General features: G+C 67.6%; 16 protein-coding genes. 3 read left to right on the top strand and 13 right to left on the bottom strand.

The window, feature by feature from the left end; all coding sequences use genetic code 11:
- Window positions 1–36: 36 nt before the first annotated feature.
- From AC5P6E_RS20525 to AC5P6E_RS20515, 3 genes are read right to left on the bottom strand one after another with little or no spacing between them, the layout of a single operon-like run.
- Window positions 37–1,476, bottom strand: a complete 1,440-nt coding sequence (locus tag AC5P6E_RS20525) for an efflux transporter outer membrane subunit (protein ID WP_054171354.1) — start codon at window positions 1,474–1,476, stop codon at window positions 37–39.
- Window positions 1,473–3,431, bottom strand: a complete 1,959-nt coding sequence (locus AC5P6E_RS20520) for a MacB family efflux pump subunit (protein ID WP_010486241.1) — start codon at window positions 3,429–3,431, stop codon at window positions 1,473–1,475. The genes AC5P6E_RS20525 and AC5P6E_RS20520 overlap by 4 nt, the downstream gene beginning before the upstream one ends.
- Window positions 3,428–4,669 (bottom strand): efflux RND transporter periplasmic adaptor subunit, encoded by a 1,242-nt coding sequence (locus AC5P6E_RS20515; protein ID WP_049411507.1) that lies wholly within the window; start codon window positions 4,667–4,669, stop codon window positions 3,428–3,430. Before AC5P6E_RS20515 ends, AC5P6E_RS20520 begins: the two co-directional genes overlap by 4 nt.
- A 204-nt stretch (window positions 4,670–4,873) precedes the next feature.
- On the opposite strand from AC5P6E_RS20515, the gene AC5P6E_RS20510 reads away from it, so the two are divergent.
- The 3 genes from AC5P6E_RS20510 (at window position 4,874) to AC5P6E_RS20500 (ending at window position 10,222) form a co-directional block, all read left to right on the top strand.
- The gene (locus AC5P6E_RS20510; protein WP_005408779.1) at window positions 4,874–5,602 is read left to right on the top strand and encodes a response regulator; all 729 of its coding nucleotides are present in this window, start codon (window positions 4,874–4,876) and stop codon (window positions 5,600–5,602) included.
- 6 nt (window positions 5,603–5,608) lie between these two features.
- Complete coding sequence (locus AC5P6E_RS20505; protein ID WP_010486233.1) at window positions 5,609–7,018, top strand: ATP-binding protein; 1,410 nt, start codon at window positions 5,609–5,611, stop codon at window positions 7,016–7,018.
- Between the two features lie 177 nt (window positions 7,019–7,195).
- A complete protein-coding gene (locus tag AC5P6E_RS20500) occupies window positions 7,196–10,222 on the top strand; it encodes a ligand-binding sensor domain-containing diguanylate cyclase (protein WP_010486230.1) in 3,027 nt (1,008 codons plus the stop codon).
- Window positions 10,223–10,347: 125 nt separating this feature from the next.
- Here the strand turns inward: AC5P6E_RS20500 and rnt are convergent, their stop codons facing one another.
- The 10 genes from rnt to pstS all read right to left on the bottom strand — a co-directional run bounded on the left by rnt (window position 10,348) and on the right by pstS (window position 18,577).
- On the bottom strand, window positions 10,348–10,998 hold the full coding sequence (gene rnt / locus AC5P6E_RS20495; RefSeq protein ID WP_014036542.1) for a ribonuclease T: 651 nt from the start codon (window positions 10,996–10,998) through the stop codon (window positions 10,348–10,350).
- Window positions 10,999–11,166: 168 nt separating this feature from the next.
- Window positions 11,167–11,688: an HvfX family Cu-binding RiPP maturation protein gene (locus AC5P6E_RS20490; RefSeq protein ID WP_235651058.1), complete on the bottom strand. Its 522-nt coding sequence runs from the start codon at window positions 11,686–11,688 to the stop codon at window positions 11,167–11,169.
- Window positions 11,689–11,714: 26 nt separating this feature from the next.
- Window positions 11,715–12,470 carry an HvfC family RiPP maturation protein gene (locus AC5P6E_RS20485; RefSeq protein WP_010486224.1) on the bottom strand — a complete coding sequence of 252 codons (756 nt, stop codon included), beginning with the start codon at window positions 12,468–12,470 and terminating at the stop codon, window positions 11,715–11,717.
- Window positions 12,463–13,338: an HvfB family MNIO-type RiPP peptide maturase gene (locus AC5P6E_RS20480; protein WP_029380076.1), complete on the bottom strand. Its 876-nt coding sequence runs from the start codon at window positions 13,336–13,338 to the stop codon at window positions 12,463–12,465. The genes AC5P6E_RS20485 and AC5P6E_RS20480 overlap by 8 nt, the downstream gene beginning before the upstream one ends.
- Window positions 13,325–13,681: a hypothetical protein gene (locus AC5P6E_RS20475; RefSeq protein WP_010486221.1), complete on the bottom strand. Its 357-nt coding sequence runs from the start codon at window positions 13,679–13,681 to the stop codon at window positions 13,325–13,327. Before AC5P6E_RS20475 ends, AC5P6E_RS20480 begins: the two co-directional genes overlap by 14 nt.
- Before the next feature lie 259 nt (window positions 13,682–13,940).
- The gene (gene phoU / locus AC5P6E_RS20470; RefSeq protein WP_008265615.1) at window positions 13,941–14,648 is read right to left on the bottom strand and encodes a phosphate signaling complex protein PhoU; all 708 of its coding nucleotides are present in this window, start codon (window positions 14,646–14,648) and stop codon (window positions 13,941–13,943) included.
- 76 nt (window positions 14,649–14,724) lie between these two features.
- Window positions 14,725–15,555, bottom strand: coding sequence for a phosphate ABC transporter ATP-binding protein PstB (gene pstB / locus AC5P6E_RS20465; protein ID WP_005408788.1), 831 nt, complete (start codon window positions 15,553–15,555; stop codon window positions 14,725–14,727).
- 19 nt (window positions 15,556–15,574) lie between these two features.
- Window positions 15,575–16,438, bottom strand: coding sequence for a phosphate ABC transporter permease PstA (gene pstA / locus AC5P6E_RS20460; RefSeq protein ID WP_043402618.1), 864 nt, complete (start codon window positions 16,436–16,438; stop codon window positions 15,575–15,577).
- On the bottom strand, window positions 16,438–17,406 hold the full coding sequence (pstC, locus tag AC5P6E_RS20455; protein WP_005412771.1) for a phosphate ABC transporter permease subunit PstC: 969 nt from the start codon (window positions 17,404–17,406) through the stop codon (window positions 16,438–16,440). Before pstC ends, pstA begins: the two co-directional genes overlap by 1 nt.
- 82 nt (window positions 17,407–17,488) lie before the next feature.
- Entirely contained in the window at window positions 17,489–18,577 is a 1,089-nt protein-coding gene (gene pstS / locus AC5P6E_RS20450) for a phosphate ABC transporter substrate-binding protein PstS (RefSeq protein ID WP_049411494.1), read from the bottom strand.
- Window positions 18,578–18,670 lie beyond the last annotated feature (93 nt).

The raw sequence follows: 18,670 nt of genomic DNA, 5'->3' as shown, positions 1-18,670 counted from the left end.
GCAGCCGAGCGTGGGCTCGGCTCTACAGGACGGGCCTCAGCCCGCGCTGCCGCCCAGCGCCTTGAACAGGGTCACGTCGTTGTTCAGCTGGCCCTGGCGCACGCGCGCCAGTGACAGCTCGGCGTCGCGCCGGGTCTGCTGTGCCTCCAGCCAGGTGCGCAGATCGGTGGCACCCACGCGGTAGCGCACTTCCTGCGCGCGCTCTACTTCCACCGCTTCGTCATACGAAGCCTGCGAGGCCGCCACCTGGCGCGCCAGCTGCTCACGTGCCGACAGCGCGTTGTCCACTTCCGAGAGCGCGGTGTACAGCGTCTTGCGGAAGTTGGTTGCAGCAATCTGGTACGCCGTACCGGCGATGTCGGTATCCAGCTGCGCGCGCTGCAGGTTGAGGAACGGCAATGACAGGCCGGCGCCCAGCGTGGCCACCGGGTTGCGCAGCACATCGCCCAGCGAGGTTGCACTGGAGCCGAGGCTGCCGGTCAGGCTCAATGCCGGGTAGTATTGGGTCGCGGTGACCTTGATGGTCTTCAGGCTGTTGCGCAGGCGCAGTTCGGCTGCGCGCAGGTCGGGACGGCGGCCGAGCAGGTCGGTCGGCAGGCCTTCGTTGATCCCGGGGCTGCGTGCGGCCAGCAGGTCCTGCGGTTCGTCCTGCTGTGGCCACGGCGTGCCGTCCAGCAGCACGGTCAGCGCATTGCGCACTTCCACCCGCTGCTGTTCCAGCGCGCTCTGTGCGGAGCGCTGCGACTGCAGGTTCTGCAGTGCCTGGCGTACTTCCAGGCGCGATACCGCACCGGCGTCGAAGCGGGCCTGGACCAGTTCGCGGGTACGTTCCAGCCGCTCCAGGTTGGCCTGGCCGGTGGCGATCGACTGGTTGAGATAGGCCAGGTTCCAGTACTGGGTGATGGTGTCGCCGATCACCAGCAGCGCGGTGTTCTGCCGGTCTTCCTCGCTGGCCTCGGCTTCCCAGCGGGCGATGTCGCGCTGGGTGCGCAGGCGGCCCCACAGATCGACCTCCCAGCCCAGCGAAACGCCGGTGGAATAGCTGCGACGCCAGTCATCAGCCTGGTCGGTGGCGCGGCTGGCGCTGCCACTGACCCCGGAAGACGAAGGCTGCGGCCACAGCGCGTTGCTGGCCAGGCCAGCCTGCAGGCGCGAACGCTGCACGGCCAGACCGGCGGCGGCCAGATCGCTGTTGGCGGCCAGCGCCTGCGCCACCAGACGGTCCAGTCGTTCATCGCCGAAGCCGGTCCACCAGGTGTCCTGGCGGATGTCGCGGCCGGGTGTATCCAGGCTGCTGCGCGGGTCGTCGGCCGGTGCGTTGAGGGTGGCATCGCCACGCCCGTAGCTGGCCGCCACGTCGGGGGCCTGCACCGGGTAGCGGCCCACCGATGCACAGCCTGAGAGGGCGAGCAGAACAGCGCCCGCCAGCAGCAGGCGCGAGGGAGCAGGGAAGGGCAGTCGGGTCATCATCTTCATTCGCGGGCCAGGGCCTCCACCGGGTCGAGCTGCGCGGCATTGCGCGCGGGCAGGAAGCCGAACGCCACGCCGATCAGGGTCGAGCAGGCGAAGGCGGCAACAATCGAGGCGGTGGAGAACAGCACCTGGAAGTCGCTGGCGAAGCGGCCGATCATCGAGCCCAGCAGCAGGGCCAGGCCGATGCCGAGCACGCCGCCGAGCAGGCACACCAGCACCGCTTCGATCAGGAACTGTTGGCGGATATCACTCTGCCGCGCACCCACGGCCATGCGCACGCCGATCTCACGCGTACGCTCGGTGACCGACACCAGCATGATGTTCATCACGCCGATGCCACCGACCAGCAGCGCGATGGCGGCGATCGCGCCGATCAGCAGCGTCATCGTGCGCGTGGTCTGTTCGATGGTCTGGCGGATCTCGGCGCTGTTGCTGAGGAAGAAATCCTCGGTGCCATGGCGCATCGTCAGCAAGCGGGTGATCGCTTCCTGCGCCGCATCCATCGGCGTGTCGTCGTCCACGCGCACGGTGATGCTGGAGACGTGGCTCTGGCCGAGCATGCGCGACATCACCGTGGTGTACGGCACCCACACGCTGAGGCTGGTGCTGCCGCCGAAACCGAAACTCTGGCGCTTGGCCACGCCGACCACGCGTGCTGGCACGTTGCCGAGCAGGATCACCTGGCCGACCGGGTCGACATCGGGGAAGAACTGGGTCTGGGTGTTCTCGTCGATCACCGCCACCTGGCCGAGGCCCTTCACTGCATCACTGTCGAAGAAGCTGCCACTGAGCAGGGTCACGCCCTTGACCCGGAAGAACTGTTCGCCGACGCCGCTGACCTGGGCGGTGGACGACTGGTTGCGGTAACGCGCGGTGACCGAGGTCGACACGCTGGGCGTGGCGCTGTCCACGTAGCTCTGCTTTGCCAGTGCATCGGCATCGCTGGCCTTGAGCGTCTGTACCCGCGCCGAGCGCATGTCGCCGAAACCACGGCCTGGATAGACGTCGATGGTGTTGGTGCCGAGCGCGCTGATGTTCTGCAGGATCTGCTGCTGCGAGCCATTGCCCAGCGCCACCACCGAGACCACCGAGGCGATGCCGATGATGATGCCGAGCATGGTCAGGAAGGTGCGCAGCCGATGCGCGTTCATCGCCAGCAGTGCCATGCGGAACGCTTCGGTGAAGCGGTCGCGGGCCGCCCGCCAGCTGTTGCCGCGGGCGACGCCGGTGCTGGCCTCGCGCTGCGCACGGTAGGTCGGTGCGTTCGGGTTGGCGCGGTCGGCGATGATCTCGCCGTCGCGGATCTCGATGATGCGCTGTGCGTGTTCGGCCACGCTCATGTCGTGGGTGACGATGATGATGGTGTGGCCTTCGGCGTGCAGCTCGCCGAGGATCGCCATCACTTCCTCGCCGGATTTCGTGTCGAGCGCGCCGGTGGGTTCGTCGGCCAGGATCACCTCGCCGCCGTTCATCAGGGCACGTGCGATCGACACGCGCTGCTGTTGGCCACCGGACAGCTGCCCCGGCTTGTGGTGCATGCGGTCGCTCAGGCCCAGCCGCTGCAGCAGCTGCTCGGCCCGTGCGTTGCGCACTGCGCCGGGGCTGCCGGCATACACCGCCGGCACTTCCACGTTGCCGCGCGCGTCCAGGTCGCCCAGCAGGTGATAGCGCTGGAAGATGAAACCGAAATGTTCGCGGCGCAGTTCGGCCAGCTCGTCCGGTTCCATCTTCCCGGTTTCGCGGCCGGCCACCTGGTAGCTGCCACGGGTAGGGCGGTCGAGGCAGCCGAGGATGTTCATCAGCGTTGACTTGCCCGAGCCGGACTGGCCGACGATGGCCACCATCTCACCGGCGTGGATGTCCAGGTTGACGTCACGCAGCACGGCGATCACATCGTCGCCGGCCGGGAATTCGCGTCGCAGGTCGCGCAGGCGCAGCAGCGGCGCCGTCGTGCTCATCGGCGCCCCATGCCCGGGCCGCCGACCCGCATCTGCATGCCGCTGCGGTTGCCGCCGCCAGCGCTGGCACCGGCCGCACCGGCTTCGCCGACCACCACGCGCTCGCCTTCCTTCAGCCCGGACAGGATCTCGGCCGAGGCGCCGTTGTTGATGCCCACGCTGACCTTGCGCGGCTGCGGCTGGCCCTTGTCGTCCAGTACCCGCACCATGCGCTCGTCGCCACGGCGCTTCGGCCCCAGTGCCACCGCCGGCACCATCAGCACATTCTTGGCCTGCTTGAGCAGCACGGAGACCTGGGCGGTCATGTCGATGCGCAGCGTGCCGTCCGGGTTCTCCACATCGAACAGCGCGTTGTAGTAGACCGCGCTGCTGGAACTGGAGCTGGACGAACTGCTGGAGCTGGATGAATTCTCGTTGGCGATCGAGGCCGGCGCCGGATTGATCTGGCGCAGGGTGGCGTGGTACTTGCGGTCCGGGTCGCCCAGCGTGGTGAAGTAGACCGGCATGCCGGCCTTGATCTTGACCACGTCGGCCTCGGAGATCTCGGCGTTGACGGTGACCACGTCCAGCCGCGCCAGCATGACGATGGTCGGCGCGGTCTGGTTGGCGTTCACGGTGCGGCCTTCCTCGGCCACCACCGCCACCACGGTGCCGTCCATCGGCGCGGTGATGCGGGTGTAGGCCAGGTTGGCACGGGCGGTGCCCAGTTCGGTTTCGCGGCCCTTGATCTGCGCCTCGTAGGACTGCAGCTGGGCGCGGGCGGTCTTCAGCTGTGCCTCGGCGGCATCGTATTCCTGGCGCGAGGTGGCTTCGGCGGCGAGCATCTGCTGCTGGCGCGCGAACTCCAGTTCGGCCTGGCGCAGGGTGGCCTGCTGCACGGCACGCTGGGCGGTGACCTGGTCCAGCGAGGCCTGCGCGTTGAGCACCTGGTTCTGCTGGGTGGTGGCGTCGATCTCGGCGATCAGATCGCCTTCCTTCACGGTGTCGCCCAGCTGCACCTTCAGCGACTTGATCTGGCCCGAGGCCTGGGCACCCACGCTGACCAGCTTGTAGGCGTCGATCACACCGGTGGCCTCCACCGTCTGCTCGATGTCACCACGGCTGACGGGCGTGGTCGCCACCGCCGGGGCGGCGGGCTTGCGCAGCAGCCACCAGGCGGCTGCGGCGACGGCAAGGGCAAGCAGGGCGATCAGTATCAGGCGACCCCGGCGGGTCGCGGGCAGCAGGCGGAACGTCACGTCGTGGCTTCACTCTCGGGGCCGCGGCGGCGGCGTTGGTGGGCATTGTGAAGACCGGGCGATGGGCGGCTCAATCCTCGGGGTATGTCTCTATGTAACACTGTCGGTGAATACGCGTAACCACAGGTATCCCGCCCACGGGTGGATACACTGGTACGCATTGCCCCGGATGCGGTTCAGCTGCCGACACGGGATGATCGCGACATGGAGACTGAAAACACGATGCATCGACTGCTGATCGTCGACGACGACAACGACATCCGCACCCTGCTGGCCGAACAGCTCGGCCGTGCCGGCTACCAGGTGAGCACGGCTGCCGACGGCACCGCCATGCGCCAGTTGCTGGACCGCGAGCACGTGGACCTGATCGTGCTCGACCTCAACCTGCCGCGTGAGGATGGCCTGACCCTGTGCCGCGACCTGCGCGCACGCTCGAACACGCCGGTGATCATGCTGACCGCACGCGCCGAGCCGATCGATCGCGTGCTGGGCCTGGAAATGGGCGCCGACGACTATCTTGCCAAGCCGTTCGAACCGCGCGAGCTGCTGGCGCGCATCCGCAACGTGCTGCGCCGGACCGAGGCGCTGCCAGCCAACCTGGAGCCGCTGGCGGTGCGCCGTGCGCGCTTCTCGCGGTGGGTGTTCGATCTGGAGCATCGCCACCTGGTGGACCCGGACGATCGCGTGGTGGTGCTGTCCGGCGCCGAGTTCCGCCTGCTGCGGGTGTTCATCGCCCATGCCAACAAGGTGCTGTCGCGCGAGCAGCTGGTCGCGCTCAGCAGTGGCCGCAACTACGAGGCACAGGATCGCGCGATCGACCTGCAGGTCAGCCGCCTGCGCAACAAGCTGGGCGACGATGGTGGCCCGGACGGGCTGATCAAGACCGTACGCAACGAAGGCTATGTACTGGCCTCCTCGGTGAACCTGGAATAAGCCGCGATGAAGCGCCTGCGCCATTTCCTGTCCTCGATGGTCGGGCGGTTGTTCGTGATCCTGCTGCTGGGCATGAGCGTGGCCGCGATCGGCGCGACCATGCTGGCCACCTCCAAGCGCCAGCAGGAGTTCGAGCGGCAGAACCTGAACCGCATCGCCGACCGCCTGCAGGGCTACGTCAACCTGCTCGACGGCAATCCCGAGCTGCGTGAGCGCCTGCTCGAAATCGGTGGGCCGAGCGTCCGCGCGCTGCAACCCGGCGCGCGCCTGGGGCGGGCCGACACGGCGTTGATGGAAGTCCTGGATGACCGGCCGGGGCCGGTCGCTCGCGCGCATGTGCACTTCGCTTCGTTCCGCTCCTGCATTCCCAAGCTGCAGGACCTGTTGCCGCCGCCGCCGCCCGGGCATCGCAAGCACCCGCGCGAGCGTGATCCGGCATTCATCCCGCCCAAGTGCCGTGCGGTCGACGTGACCCTCAACGACGGCACGTTGCTGAAGCTGGCGCTGGATTCGCCGGCGGTGGCGCACAACGGCATCCTCGCCGTTGATCCGTGGTTCCTGACGCTGCTGGTGCTGGCGATCGCGGTGCTGGCCTACATCGTCGCGCGCATCGCCAGCGCGCCGTTGCAGGAGCTGGCGGCCGCCGCCGAAGACCTGGGCGACGACCTGCAGCGCGATCCCCTGCCGCTGCGCGGGCCGCGCGAGGTGCAGCGTGCTGCCGAAGCCTTCAATGCCATGCAGCATCGCCTGCAGCGGCACCTGGCTGAGCGCACGCAGATGCTGGCGGCGATCACCCATGACCTGCAGACCCCGCTGACCCGCCTGCGCCTGCGCCTGGAGAACGTCAGCGACGAGGTACTGCGCGAGCGCCTGATCGGCGATCTGGCCGCGATGCAGGCGTTGGTGCGCGAAGGCCTGGAGCTGGCGCGCAGCGCTGAGAGCGCCGAGCAGCGTGCCGCACTGGACCTGGATTCGCTGCTGGAGAGCATCGTTGAAGACACCGCCGAGGGTGGCGGTGATGTCGTCTTCGAAGGGGGCAGCGGTGCGGTGTTGATGTTGCGTCCGCTGGCCATGCACCGCCTGTTTTCCAACCTGGTGGACAACGCGGTGATGTACGCCTACCGGGTGAGGGTACGGGTCGAGCGCAGTGGCGGCGCGATCACCGTGGTGGTGGCCGACGACGGCCCCGGCCTGGCCGAAGATCAACTGGAAGCCGTGTTCGACCCGTTCGTGCGGGTGGAGACCTCGCGTTCGCGCGAAACCGGCGGCGCCGGTCTGGGCTTGACCATCGCCCGCGCTCTGGCCGAGAAGGATGGCGCGAGGCTGTGGCTGCGCAACCGCGCCGAAGGCGGGCTGGAGGCGGTAGTGCAGTGGCCGGCCAGTGCACAGGTAACGCCGCCGGGGCGCGCGGGCTGAGTCTTCGCGGCTGGCGATGGTGACGCCGTGGGCCGGGTTTGGCCTATCATCTGCGCATCTTCCCAGTTTCCCCCCGATGAGCCAGCCCGTTCCCGCCGGCATGCCGTTCAGCGCTGCCTGGCAGCTCCCGCATGCTGCCAGGCCCGGCAGCCCTGCCTGGCCGCCGCCGCTGCACTGATGGCCGGACAGGGGGACATCGGGCGCTGGGCGGAGCGCTGCGGATCAGGTATCGGTCGATGGCTGCGACAGGGCCTGCTGTGGCTGCTGCTGGCCCTGTCACTGCCGGTGGCTGCGCAGGAGGGGGCACCGCCGCTGCGCGATTACGCCATCGATGTATGGACGTCGCGCAACGGCCTGCCACACAACTCGCTGCGCGACATCGCGCAGACCCCCGAAGGCCACCTGTGGTTCGCCACCTGGGAAGGCCTGGTGCGATACAACGGCCTCGATTTCACCGTGTTCGACCGCAGCACCCGCCCGGGTCTGCGCGACAACGGCATCGGTGCGCTGTTCGTCGACCGTCAGGGCGGGCTGTGGATCAGTGATTCGCGCGGCAACGTCAGCCACCGCGGTAACGATGGCCAGTGGCGGGTCTGGGAGCACCAGGCCGATACCCCGCAGGTACTGATCCAGTCCATGCAGATGGACAGCCAGGGCCGCCTGTGGCTGCTCTATGAAGGCAAGGGCATCGGCTATCTGACGCCGGACACCGGCATCGTCTACCAAGCGCCGGCCGCCGACCTGCCGATGGCGATGAGCTTCACCAAGCTGGTGGTCGATGCGCAGGACCGGGTCTGGGCCGGTACGTTGGACGGGCTGGTGCTGCGCGACAACGACGGCGTGCTCAAGCGGGCGCCCGCGGCGTGGGGGCTGGGCGCCGGCAGCGGCCTGTCGTGGCCGTACCGCGCTCCGGACGGCGCGCTGTGGATCGTCGCCGGCGAGCGCCTGTACCGCGTGGAAGATGATCAGCTGGTGCTGATGCACCGCCTGCCGGGCCAGCTGCACCTGACCTCGATGCTGCAGGATCGCCATGGAGATTTGTGGCTGGGCACCGAGAACCAGGGCCTGCTGCGGATCTCCTCGCATGGCCTGGAGCGGCTGCCGGCGGGCCTGAACCTGCCGGGTGGACGCGTGGTCAGCCTGCGCGAGGATGCCGAGGGCAGCATCTGGGTCGGTGCCAACGGCGGCCTGTACCGCCTGCGCGAAACGCTGTTCAGCAGCTACACCGAGCGCGATGGCCTCAGTGGTGATTATGTGCGCACCGTGTTCGAGGACCGCGACCGCCAGCTGTGGGTCGGCAGTGCCAGCGGCCTCGATCTGCAGACCGCCGATGGCCGCTTCCGTGCGATGCCGCTGCACAACCGCGGCGGCAAGGCACCTTCGGTGCTCAGCCTGGCGCAGGGCCCGGACGGTGACCTGTGGGTCGGAACGTTCGGCGATGGCGTCTACCGTCTTGGTCGTGACGGCCGGCTGCGGCACAACTATGCCGCCGCCGATGGCATGCCGGGTGGCAACATCCGCGCGATCAGCGTGGACCCGCAGGGTGTGGTCTGGGCCGGCACGCAGAAGGGCGTGGTCCGCATCGACGGTGACCGTGTGCAGGTATCGAACGTCCCGGGCATGCCCGGCGGCCTGATCACCGCACTTGAGCACGATCATCAGGGCAACCTGTGGATCGGCACCATCGAGGGAATCCGCGTGCTGCGCGGCGACCACGTGCAGTCGATCGACCTGGCGCCGCTGGGCGGTGGCCGCAGCGTGTTCGGCTTCCATCAGTTGGGCGACGCGATGTGGATCAGCAGCGACCGCGGCCTGTACCGCTGGCGGAACGGCACGCTGGCGCGGGTGGGGCTGGAGCAGGGCATGCCGGTAGATGCGGTGTTCCAGCTGGTGCCGGATCGCCTTGGCAATGTGTGGATCAGCAGCAACCGCGGTGTACTGCGCACCGACATGGCCACCCTCAACGCCGTGGCCGATGGTCGCGCACCCCGGGTGATGGTGGAGCGCTACAACGAGATCGACGGCATGGCCAATGCGCAGGCCAACGGCAGCTCCGGACCCTCGGCGATCCTGCGCCAGGACGGCACGTTCTGGGTGGTCACCGCCGGAGGCCTGAGCACCGTTGACCCGCAGCGCCTGCAGCGTTTCCGTGAGCGCCTTTCACCGCCGGCAGCGATTGAAAGCGTGCAGGTGGATGGCGCACCGGTGCATTGGGAGGGCCCGGACCGCAACTACATTCCCGGCGGCCGTCGCTTGACGGTGAGCTATGTCGGCCTGAGCTACCTGATGTCTGACCGGATCCGCTACCGCACGCGGCTGGATGGCCTGGATGCGGGGTGGGTCGAACGCGGCCCGCAGCGCAGCGTGGAGTTCGTCGGCCTGCCGCCGGGCGATTACACCCTGCACGTGGCCGCTGCCCATCCGAGTGGCAGCTGGGGCCAGCAGGAAGCGGTATGGAGCTTCACCGTGGAGCCGTTCTGGTGGCAGCGACGCAGCGTGCAGGGGTTGGGTGGACTGTTGCTGCTGGCCGGGCTGGTGGCGCTGTACCGCCTGCTGCTGCAGCAGCTGAAGGCCAGCAACCTGCGCCTGGCGCGGCGGGTGGACGAGGCCACCTTCGACCTGCAGGCGAAGACCGTGCACCTGCAGGCGCTGAACCAGGAAAAGACCGAACTGGCCGAGCGCCTGGCACGCCAGGCCGAGGCCTTCGAACGGCAGGCCCGCGAAGATGCGCTGACCGGCCTGGCCAACCGCCGTGCCTTCGATGAAACGCTGGCCCGCGACTTTGCGCGTTCGCAGCGCAGTGGTCATCCGCTGTGCCTGGTGGTGCTGGATATCGACCACTTCAAGGACGTCAACGACCGCCACAGCCACAGCATCGGCGATGCCGTGCTGGTGCAGGTGGCGCGGCTGATCGCCGCCGCCAGCCGCGACTCGGACCTGCCCGCGCGGACTGGTGGCGAAGAGTTCGCGCTGCTGCTCAACGACACCCGCCTGGAGGAAGCCGCACAGCTGTGCGCACGCCTGCGCGGCCTGTTCCATGACCACCCCGACTGGGCCGGTGTGGACGGCCTGCGCGTGACCTTCAGCGCGGGGCTGGTGGAGCTGGACGCCGACGACCGCACCCCGGCGCTGCTGTACCAGCGCGCAGACCGCGCGCTGTACCGCGCCAAGAGCGACGGCCGCGATCGCACGAGCATCGGTTGATCACATCCGCGCGTGGCGTGGATATGCCTCTATCGATCGGTAGAGTCGAGCCATGCTCGACTACAGCGCGACAGCGCGGAAAAAGGCGCAGCCGAGCATGGCTCGGCTCTACAGAAAGCGCTGCCTTAGCGTGGCCAGGCGTTGGCGATGGTGCAGAACAACCGCGCGGTCTGCTCGGTGTCATACACCGCGCTGTGCGCCTCGTTGGCATCCCAGCCCAGTCCGGCGGCCGTGGCCGCACGCGCCAGCACGGTCTGCCCGTAGGCGATGCCGGCCAGGGTCACCGTGTCGAACACGCTGAACGGATGGAACGGATTGCGCTTGTGACCTGTACGTGCCACCGCCGCATTGACGAAACCTAGGTCGAAATGGGCGTTGTGGCCGACCAGGATCGCGCGCTGGCAGCCGTATTTCTTCATCGCCGCACGCACCGGGGTGAAGATGTGGTCCAGCGCTGCCTTCTCTTCCTTGGCCAGCCGGAACGGGTGGTCGAGGATGATGCCGGTCACTTCCAGCGACTTCGGGTCGATCTCCAGGCCTTCGGCCGGCACCACGTGGGCGCTGGCGGTCTGGCCGGGGTAGAGCAGGCCGTTCTCGTCCATCTCGATCGGCACGGCGGCAATTTCCAGCAGCGCGTTGCGCTGGCTGTCGAAGCCGCCGGTTTCCACATCCACCACCACCGGCAGGAAGCCGCGGAAGCGTTGTGACATCGCGCGCTGCGCCTGGGGTACTGCGGAATCGGGAGCGGCGGCAGGTGCGGGCGTGGGGTCAGTCATGCGTGAATTCTAGCAGAGCGACCCTGAGCGCCCGGCCAGCCTTCTGTGCATGGGTTCCCTGCGTGGTCGTGTGTCGACCAAGGTCGACACCTACCGGGCACCGCACGCTCAGGATTCCGGTAGGTGCCAACCTTGGTTGGCACGGTGCGCGCCGACCAGGGTCGGCATTTACCGGACTGCGGGCCGTGCCGTCGTGCCCGATGGCTGCCACCGCGCCAACCACGCATCCACGCTCAGCCTGCCGGCGCCGGTGAAGATCAGTGGCAGCAGCATCGCCATGAACAGCACCGGCAGCTTGAAGTTGCCGAAGCCCTGGTCAGTGATCGCATAGCCCATGGCGAGGTCGGCCAGCGAGTTCCACTCCATCGGCCAATGCACCGCATAGGTCGCTACAACGGTCAGCACCAGCAGGCTGGCCGCGGCAAACCGGGTGCCGAAGCCAACCAGCAGGCAGGCCGCGCCGATCAGTTCGAACCACGTGGCGAGCTGCCAGTTCAGGGTGGCCGGCAGCTGGTCGAACGGGAACGGGAAGGTATCCTGCAGGTCGGCGAACCAGTTCTGGCCGTGCAGCTTCTCGCGGCCGGATTCGAAGAATTCCCAGGCCAGCAGCAGGCGCAGGCCGAGCGGGGCCAGCCAGGGGGCGAGACGGTCCAGCTGGCCGCGCACGGTGGCCAGGGTCGGGAGGTTCATCGGCGGTTCTCCGGGGAAAGGGGGCGTCAGCCGGGGACTGCGAGCGGGCCGATCACGCCGGCCTGCAGGAACTGCTGCAGCAGCGCAGCACCGGGTCCGGCCAGCGCGTCCTCGGCCAGGCCGTGCGCGGCGGCCAGGTGCCGCAGGTAGCCATGGCCATCCAGGCCGGGGTGTTCGCCGATGCTGGACAGCAGGTACACCGCCAGCGGGCTGAGTACGGCAAAGCGCACCTCGCCATCGGCCTCGCGACGGACCAGCAGGCCGGTCGGTTCGGCTGGCGGTTGTGACGGTGCGTCCTCGGCACCGAGCCGGTGCACGGGCCACTGATACAGCAGTGGCCATGCCAGCGGCGAGCGCCGCAGCGGAACCCGTAGTGGGTCGATGTCACCCGGCACCGGCAGCGGCTCGGCAGGAAGCTGGTACAGCGCGGTTTCCACCCACTCGTAATGAGCAAGTTCGGCCAACGCCGGATGCGGCAGCTGTGGCTGCGCCTGCAGCCACTGCACGAATTCGGCGGCCAGTTCGGTGAACAGCGGCGTCTGGCAGCGATGGGTCGCGAAGTACTGGCGCAGCAGTCCGCTCCAGGCCGGTTCGCCGAGCAGGCGCACGCAGACCGGGAAGCCGTTGCTCAACAGGCCGAGCAGATTGTCGAACAGCAGCCGTTGGTACACCGCCACCCGGCGTGGCTCCAGACCGGCCGGTGGTGGTACGCCCTGCGGATCGCGCAGGTGAGCGGTGAACGCGTGCTGCTGCGCGCGCAGGGTGTCGGTGGTGTCAGCCATGTACAGCCCCGGCGTGCGCGGCCTGCAGGCGGCGGATGGTCTGCAGTTCGCCCTGCAGTTCGGCGTAGGGCGGGAAATTGAAATCGCGTTCGAGCAGGGTGGGGCGTGGGCCGATGCGCGCGTAGGTACGCGCCAGCAGCTCCCAGACCGGGTCGATCACCGCGCTGCCATGGGTATCGATCTTCAGGTCCGGTGCCTCGTCCAGGTGCCCGGCCACATGCAGGCAGACGATGCGCTCTGCAGGCAGCCCGGCAATGAAGACGTCGGCGTCGTAACCATGGTTGCAGGCGTTGACATAGACGTTGTTGACGTCCAGCAGCAGGTCGCAGTCGGCCTCGGCGAGCACGGCCTTGGTGAAGGCCAGTTCGTCCATTGCCGGCTCCGGTGCCAGGTAGTAGGACACGTTTTCCACCGCGATGCGGCGACCCAGCAGGTCCTGCACGCGGGCGATGCGTGCGGCAGTATGGCGCACCGCCTCGTCGGTGAACGGAATCGGCAGCAGGTCGTACAGGTGGCCGTCGTCGCTGCAGTAGCTCAGATGTTCGCTGTACAGCGGCACGCGGTGCATTTCCAGGAATTGGCCGACCTGTTCCAGCAGCTGCGTATCCAACGGCGCACTGCCGCCCAGTGACAACGACAGACCGTGGCAGCTCAACGGATGGCGCTGCGCCAGCTCGGCCAGCGCATCCCCAGCGGGACCACCGACATGGATCCAGTTCTCCGGCGCGCATTCGAGAAAATCGAAATCGCCCGCCGGTGCATCGCGCAGATCCTGCAGCAGCGCCCTGCGCAGCCCCAACCCTGCGGCCGCCGCATGAAGCGGCGGTCGCAGGTGGACGGCGCTGGCGCGGACGTCAGTGCTTGGCACCGCACTTGCCTTCGCCGCACTTGCCCTCGGCCGATTTCTTGTCGCCGGTCTTGGCCTTGGCGCCTGCCGCAGCACCGGCGGCCTTGCCCTTGTCGGCGCCGCACTTGCCTTCGGCACTCTTGCCGTCGGCACCACATTTGCCTTCGGCGTGCTTGGTCGCGTCGGCGGCCATCCTGGTATCTGCTGCCTTGGCATCGGTGCTGGCCTTGGCTGCCTGGCCGGCCACCAGATAGCCCTGGGCCAGGTCGCTCATGCTCAGCGCCGAGGCACTGGCGGTCATGCCCAGGCCGGCGGCCAGGGCGGTAGCAGTCAGCAGGGACAGGGTCTTGTTGGAACTGCTCATCGGTCGTGCTCCTGGGTGGTGTGGGCGGGTGCCCGGGTGGCCGGCAGGGATGCCGGTGGAAACGATGGTGCAGCGATCCTACTCAACGAATCCTCGCCAAGACCTCAAATTTTCGTGAGGTTTGTTACAGAAGCATCCGGAAGGTTCGCACCGGGCAAGCCCGGCGTCCACAACGCGGGTGGAACGCCCAGAAACAAGAAGGCCGCTGTCACCAGGACAGCGGCCACCTTGGAGTCGACTCCGGTGTTGCAGTGCAGCGTCAGGGCTGGCCGGTGCTGGAGGTTTCGTCGCGCTTCTCGCGCGGCGGCAGCGGCTGCTCGCCGTGCACCAGGAACCACACGTTCTCGGCGATGTTGGTGGCGTGGTCACCCACGCGCTCCAGGTTCTTGGCCATGAACAACAGGTGCGTGCACGGGGTGATGTTGCGTGGGTCTTCCATCATGTAGGTCAGCAGCTCGCGGAACAGCGCGGTGTACTGCGCGTCCAGGCGGGCATCGTCCTCGCGCAGTGCCAGCGCGGCGTCGGCGTCGTTGTCGCGGTAGGCGGCAATGGCGCGGCGCACCTGCTGCGCGGCCAGGCGGCCCAGTGCGCGCAGGCCCTGGATCTGCGGCAGCGGAGGCACCTTGCCCAGTGCGATCGAGCGCTTGGCGACGTTGGCCGCATAGTCGCCGATGCGTTCGATGTCGGCGGGGATGCGCAGGCCGGCGAGGATCTCGCGCAGGTCGCGCGCCATCGGGCCACGCAGCGCCAGGCGCATCACGTCGTGGCTGATCTGCTGCTCAAGCGCATCGATCGCTTCGTCGTTGGCGATGATGCGATGGGCGGCGTTCTCGTCGCGCTTCTCGATCACGTCCATCGCCGCTTCGAGCTGGGCGACGGCCATCTCGCCCATGCGCACGATTTCGGCCACCAGGCGCTGCTGCTCTTCGTCGTAGCTCTTGACGATGTGGTCGTTGGGAAGATTCATGGTTGTTCCACTCTGTAGAGTCGAGCCATGCTCGACTGCCGTTGTCTGTAGAGCCGAGCCACGCTCGACTGCCGTTTCAGCCGAAGCGACCGGTGATGTAGTCCTCGGTCTGCCGCTGCGACGGCTGCGAGAAGATCACTTCGGTGCGGTCGTGCTCGATCAGGTCGCCCAGGTACATGAAGGCGGTGTAGTCGGACACGCGCGCGGCCTGCTGCATGTTGTGGGTGACGATCACGATCGTGTACTCGTGCTTGAGTTCTTCCACCAGCTGCTCGATGCGGCTGGTCGAGATCGGATCCAGCGCCGAGGTCGGCTCGTCCAGCAGCAGCACCGACGGGCGCAGGGCCACGGCACGGGCGATGCACAGGCGCTGCTGCTGGCCACCGGACAGGCCCAGTGCGCTCTGCCCCAGCTTGTCCTTCACTTCGTCCCACAGCGCGCCCTGGCGCAGCGCCTGCTCGACGCGGTCGGCCATGTCGGCCTTGCTCAGCTTCTCGTGGTGGCGGATGCCGTAGGCCACGTTCTCGAAGATGGTCATCGGGAACGGCACCGGCTTCTGGAACACCATGCCGACCTTGCTGCGCAGGCGGTTCATCGGGTACTTCGGCGACAGGATGTTCTCGCCGTCCAGCAGCACTTCACCGCGCGCCTCCAGCTTCGGGTACAGCGCATAGATGCGGTTGAAGATGCGCAGCAGCGTGGACTTGCCGCAACCGGAGGGACCGATCAGCGCGGTCACGCGCTTTTCCGGGATTTCCAGGTTGATGCCCTTCAGGGCGTGGAACTTGTCGTAGTAGAAGTCCAGTCCACGTGCAGCCAGCTTCACCGGCGACGGCGTGTGCAGGCTCTCGTGCGAGGACGGCACGGCGATGCGCTGCATCGGCACGGCGTTGGAAAGGTCGTTCATGGCGTTATCCACGGAAAGGTCAGTCATGGGAGATACGGTTGCGCAGCAGGATGCCGCGGGCGGCAAGGCTGACCAGCAACACGAAGACAGTCAGCACCAGGGCACCGGCCCAGGCCAGCACCTGCCAGGATTCATACGGGCTGCCGGCGAACTGGTTCATCACCACCGGCACCGAGGCCATCGGCTGGAAGATGTTGTTGTTCCAGTACTGGTTGCCGAAGGCGGTGAACAGCAGCGGCGCGGTCTCGCCGGAAATGCGGGCCAGCGCCAGCAGGATGCCGGTGATGATGCCGGCCGATGCACTGCGGTACAGCACCTGCACGATTACCTTCCACTGCGGGATACCCAGCGACAGGGCCGCCTCACGCATCTGCGAGGGCACCAGGCGCAGCATCTCGTCGGTGGTACGCACCACCACCGGCAGCACAATGAAGGCCAGTGACAGGGCACCGGCGAACGCCGAGAAGTTGCCGCCGGTCTGCATCACGTACAGGGTGTAGACGAACAGGCCGAGCACGATCGACGGCGCCGACAGCAGGATGTCGTTGACGAAGCGGACCACGGTGCCGGCCTTGCGGGCGTTGCCGTACTCGGCCAGCCAGGTGCCGGCCAGCACGCCCAGCGGGGTGCCGATGCCGATCGCCAGCGCGCACATCACCGCGCTGCCGAAGAAGGCGTTGGCGAGGCCGCCTTCCTGCATCGGCGGCGGCGTCATCTTGGTGAACAGATCCCAGTTGATGCCAGCCATGCCCTTGGAGGCCAGGGTGAACAGGATCCAGCCCAGGAAGAACAGGCCGAACAGGGCGGTGGCGCAGGAGGCAGTGATCGCAACGACGTTGCCGATGCGACGGCGCAGGTACAGCGAATCAGCGGTGGTGGACATCAGTTGCCCTCCTTGCGGGACAGGCGCATCAGCATCAGTCGGGCAATGGCCAGCACCACGAAGGTGACGATGAAGAGGACGAAGCCGAGCAGCAGCAGGGCCGAGCGGTAGGTTTCAGTGGCTTCGCCGAAATCGTTGGCGATCAGCGCGGCGATGGTGGTGCCCGGTTCCAGCAGCGACGGCGACAGGCGCACGCTGTTGCCGATAACGAATGCCACCGCCATCGTCTCGCCCAGAGCGCGGCCGAGGCCGAGGAAGATGCCGCCGATCACCGCCGAGCGGGTGTAGGGCAGGACGATGTCCCAGCTCACTTCCCACTTGGTGGAACCCAGCGCGTAGGCCGATTCCTTCAGGCGGGTCGGCACGGTCAGGAACACTTCGCGCATCACCGAGGAGATGAACGGAATGACCATGATGGCCAGCACGAAACCGGCGGTAAGCATGCCGATGCCCAGCGGCGGGCCCTGGAACATCGGGCCAATGATCGGCCATTCGCCCAGGGTTTCGTTGAGGAACGGGGTGACGTACTCGGTCATCACTGGCACCAGCACGAACAGGCCCCACATGCCGTAGATGATCGAGGGGATGCCGGCCAGCAGTTCGATGGCGGTACCGACCGGGCCACGCAGCCAGCGCGGCGCGACTTCGGTGAGGAAGAAGGCGATGCCGAAGCTGACCGGCACGGCGATGACCATCGCGATGACGGCGGTGACCAGGGTGCCGTAGATCGGGGCGAGGGCGCCGAACTTGTTTTCGACCGGATTCCAGTCGGCGGAGAAGAAGAAGCTCAGGCCCTGCATCTGCAGGGCATGGCGGCCGCCCCACAGCATCGACAGCGCGGCGCAGGCCAGGGCGATCAGGACGAAGATGACGGTGCCGACCAGCACCCATCGGAACAGTTTGTCGTTGCGGGCATCACGCGCATCGCGCGTGGACGGGGCGGCTACAGGCTGGGCGATGGCATTCATGGGGACGGCAGGGCCAGGAAGGGGCGGGGCGGCATGGCGTGGAAGAAGCGGTGCCCGCGCGGGGCGGGCACCGTCGGGTCCATCACTTCAGGTCGGTCGCCCAGTAGGCCTCGATCTGCTTGACCAGTTCGGCCGGCAGCGGCACGTAGTGCAGCTCGTTGGCCTGGGCCTGGCCGTTCTCGAAGGCCCACTTGAAGAAGGCCAGGGTGTCCTGGTTGCGCTTGGCGTCCTTCGGCTTCTTCTGCATCAGCATGAAGTTGGTGGCGGTGATCGGCCACGCCTGCTCGCCCGGTGCGTTGGTGATGACCAGGTTGAAGTCCTTGGCGCTGGCCCAGTCGGCGCTCGCGGCCGCTGCGGCAAAGGTTTCCGCGCTCGGCTCGACCCAGTTTCCGGCCGCGTTCTGCATGGCGGTGTACGGCATGCCGTTCTGCAGCGCGTAGGCCAGTTCGACGTAGCCGATGGAGCCCTTGATCTGCTTCACGTAGGAAGCAACGCCTTCGTTGCCCTTGCCACCGACGCCGTCCGGCCACTGCACCGAGGTGCCCTCGCCAACCTTGCTCTTCCACTCCGGGCTGACCTTGGACAGGTAGTTGGAGAAGTTGAAGGTGGTACCCGAACCGTCCGAACGATGGACCAGGGTGATCTTGCCGTCCGGCAGCTTCACGCCCGGGTTGGCGGCGACGATGGCCGGGTCGTTCCAGGTCTTGACCTTGCCCAGGAAGATGTCGGCAAGCAGGGCGCCGCTCAGGCGCAGCTTGCCGGCTTCCAGGCCTTCGATGTTGACCACCGGCACCACGCCGCCGATGGCGGACGGGAACTGCGCAAGGCCGGCCTGGGCCAGCTCTTCGCTGCTCAGCGGCTTGTCGGAGGAACCGAAGTCGACGGTGCCGGCCTTGATCTGGGCGATACCGCCGCCCGAGCCGATCGACTGGTAGTTGATCTTGGCACCGGTGCTGGCGTTGTAGTCAGCCGACCACTTGGAGACCAGCGGGAAGATGAAGGAAGCGCCGGCACCGGACACTTCGGCGGTCACCTTGGCACCGGCAGCGGCCGGGGCCGCGGCACCGTCGGCAGCCGGCTGCTGCGCGGCCTGCTTGTCGCCACCGCAGGCCGACAGGCCCAGGGCGATGGCCAGGGAAAGGGCGGCAAGGCCGGCCGAGTGCAGTTTCATGGTCACTCCATAGCGGGGTAGAGCCGACGACGTCGGCGGATGCGGCTATGAAATGATGTTTTTGTTACAGCCGTATTACGACCATGACAGAGG

The sequence above is a fragment of the Stenotrophomonas sp. YJH_SMC_16 genome, assembly GCF_059367875.1.
The sequence above is the reverse complement of the archived record's forward strand: the minus strand, read 5'-3'. Positions and strand labels throughout refer to the sequence as shown.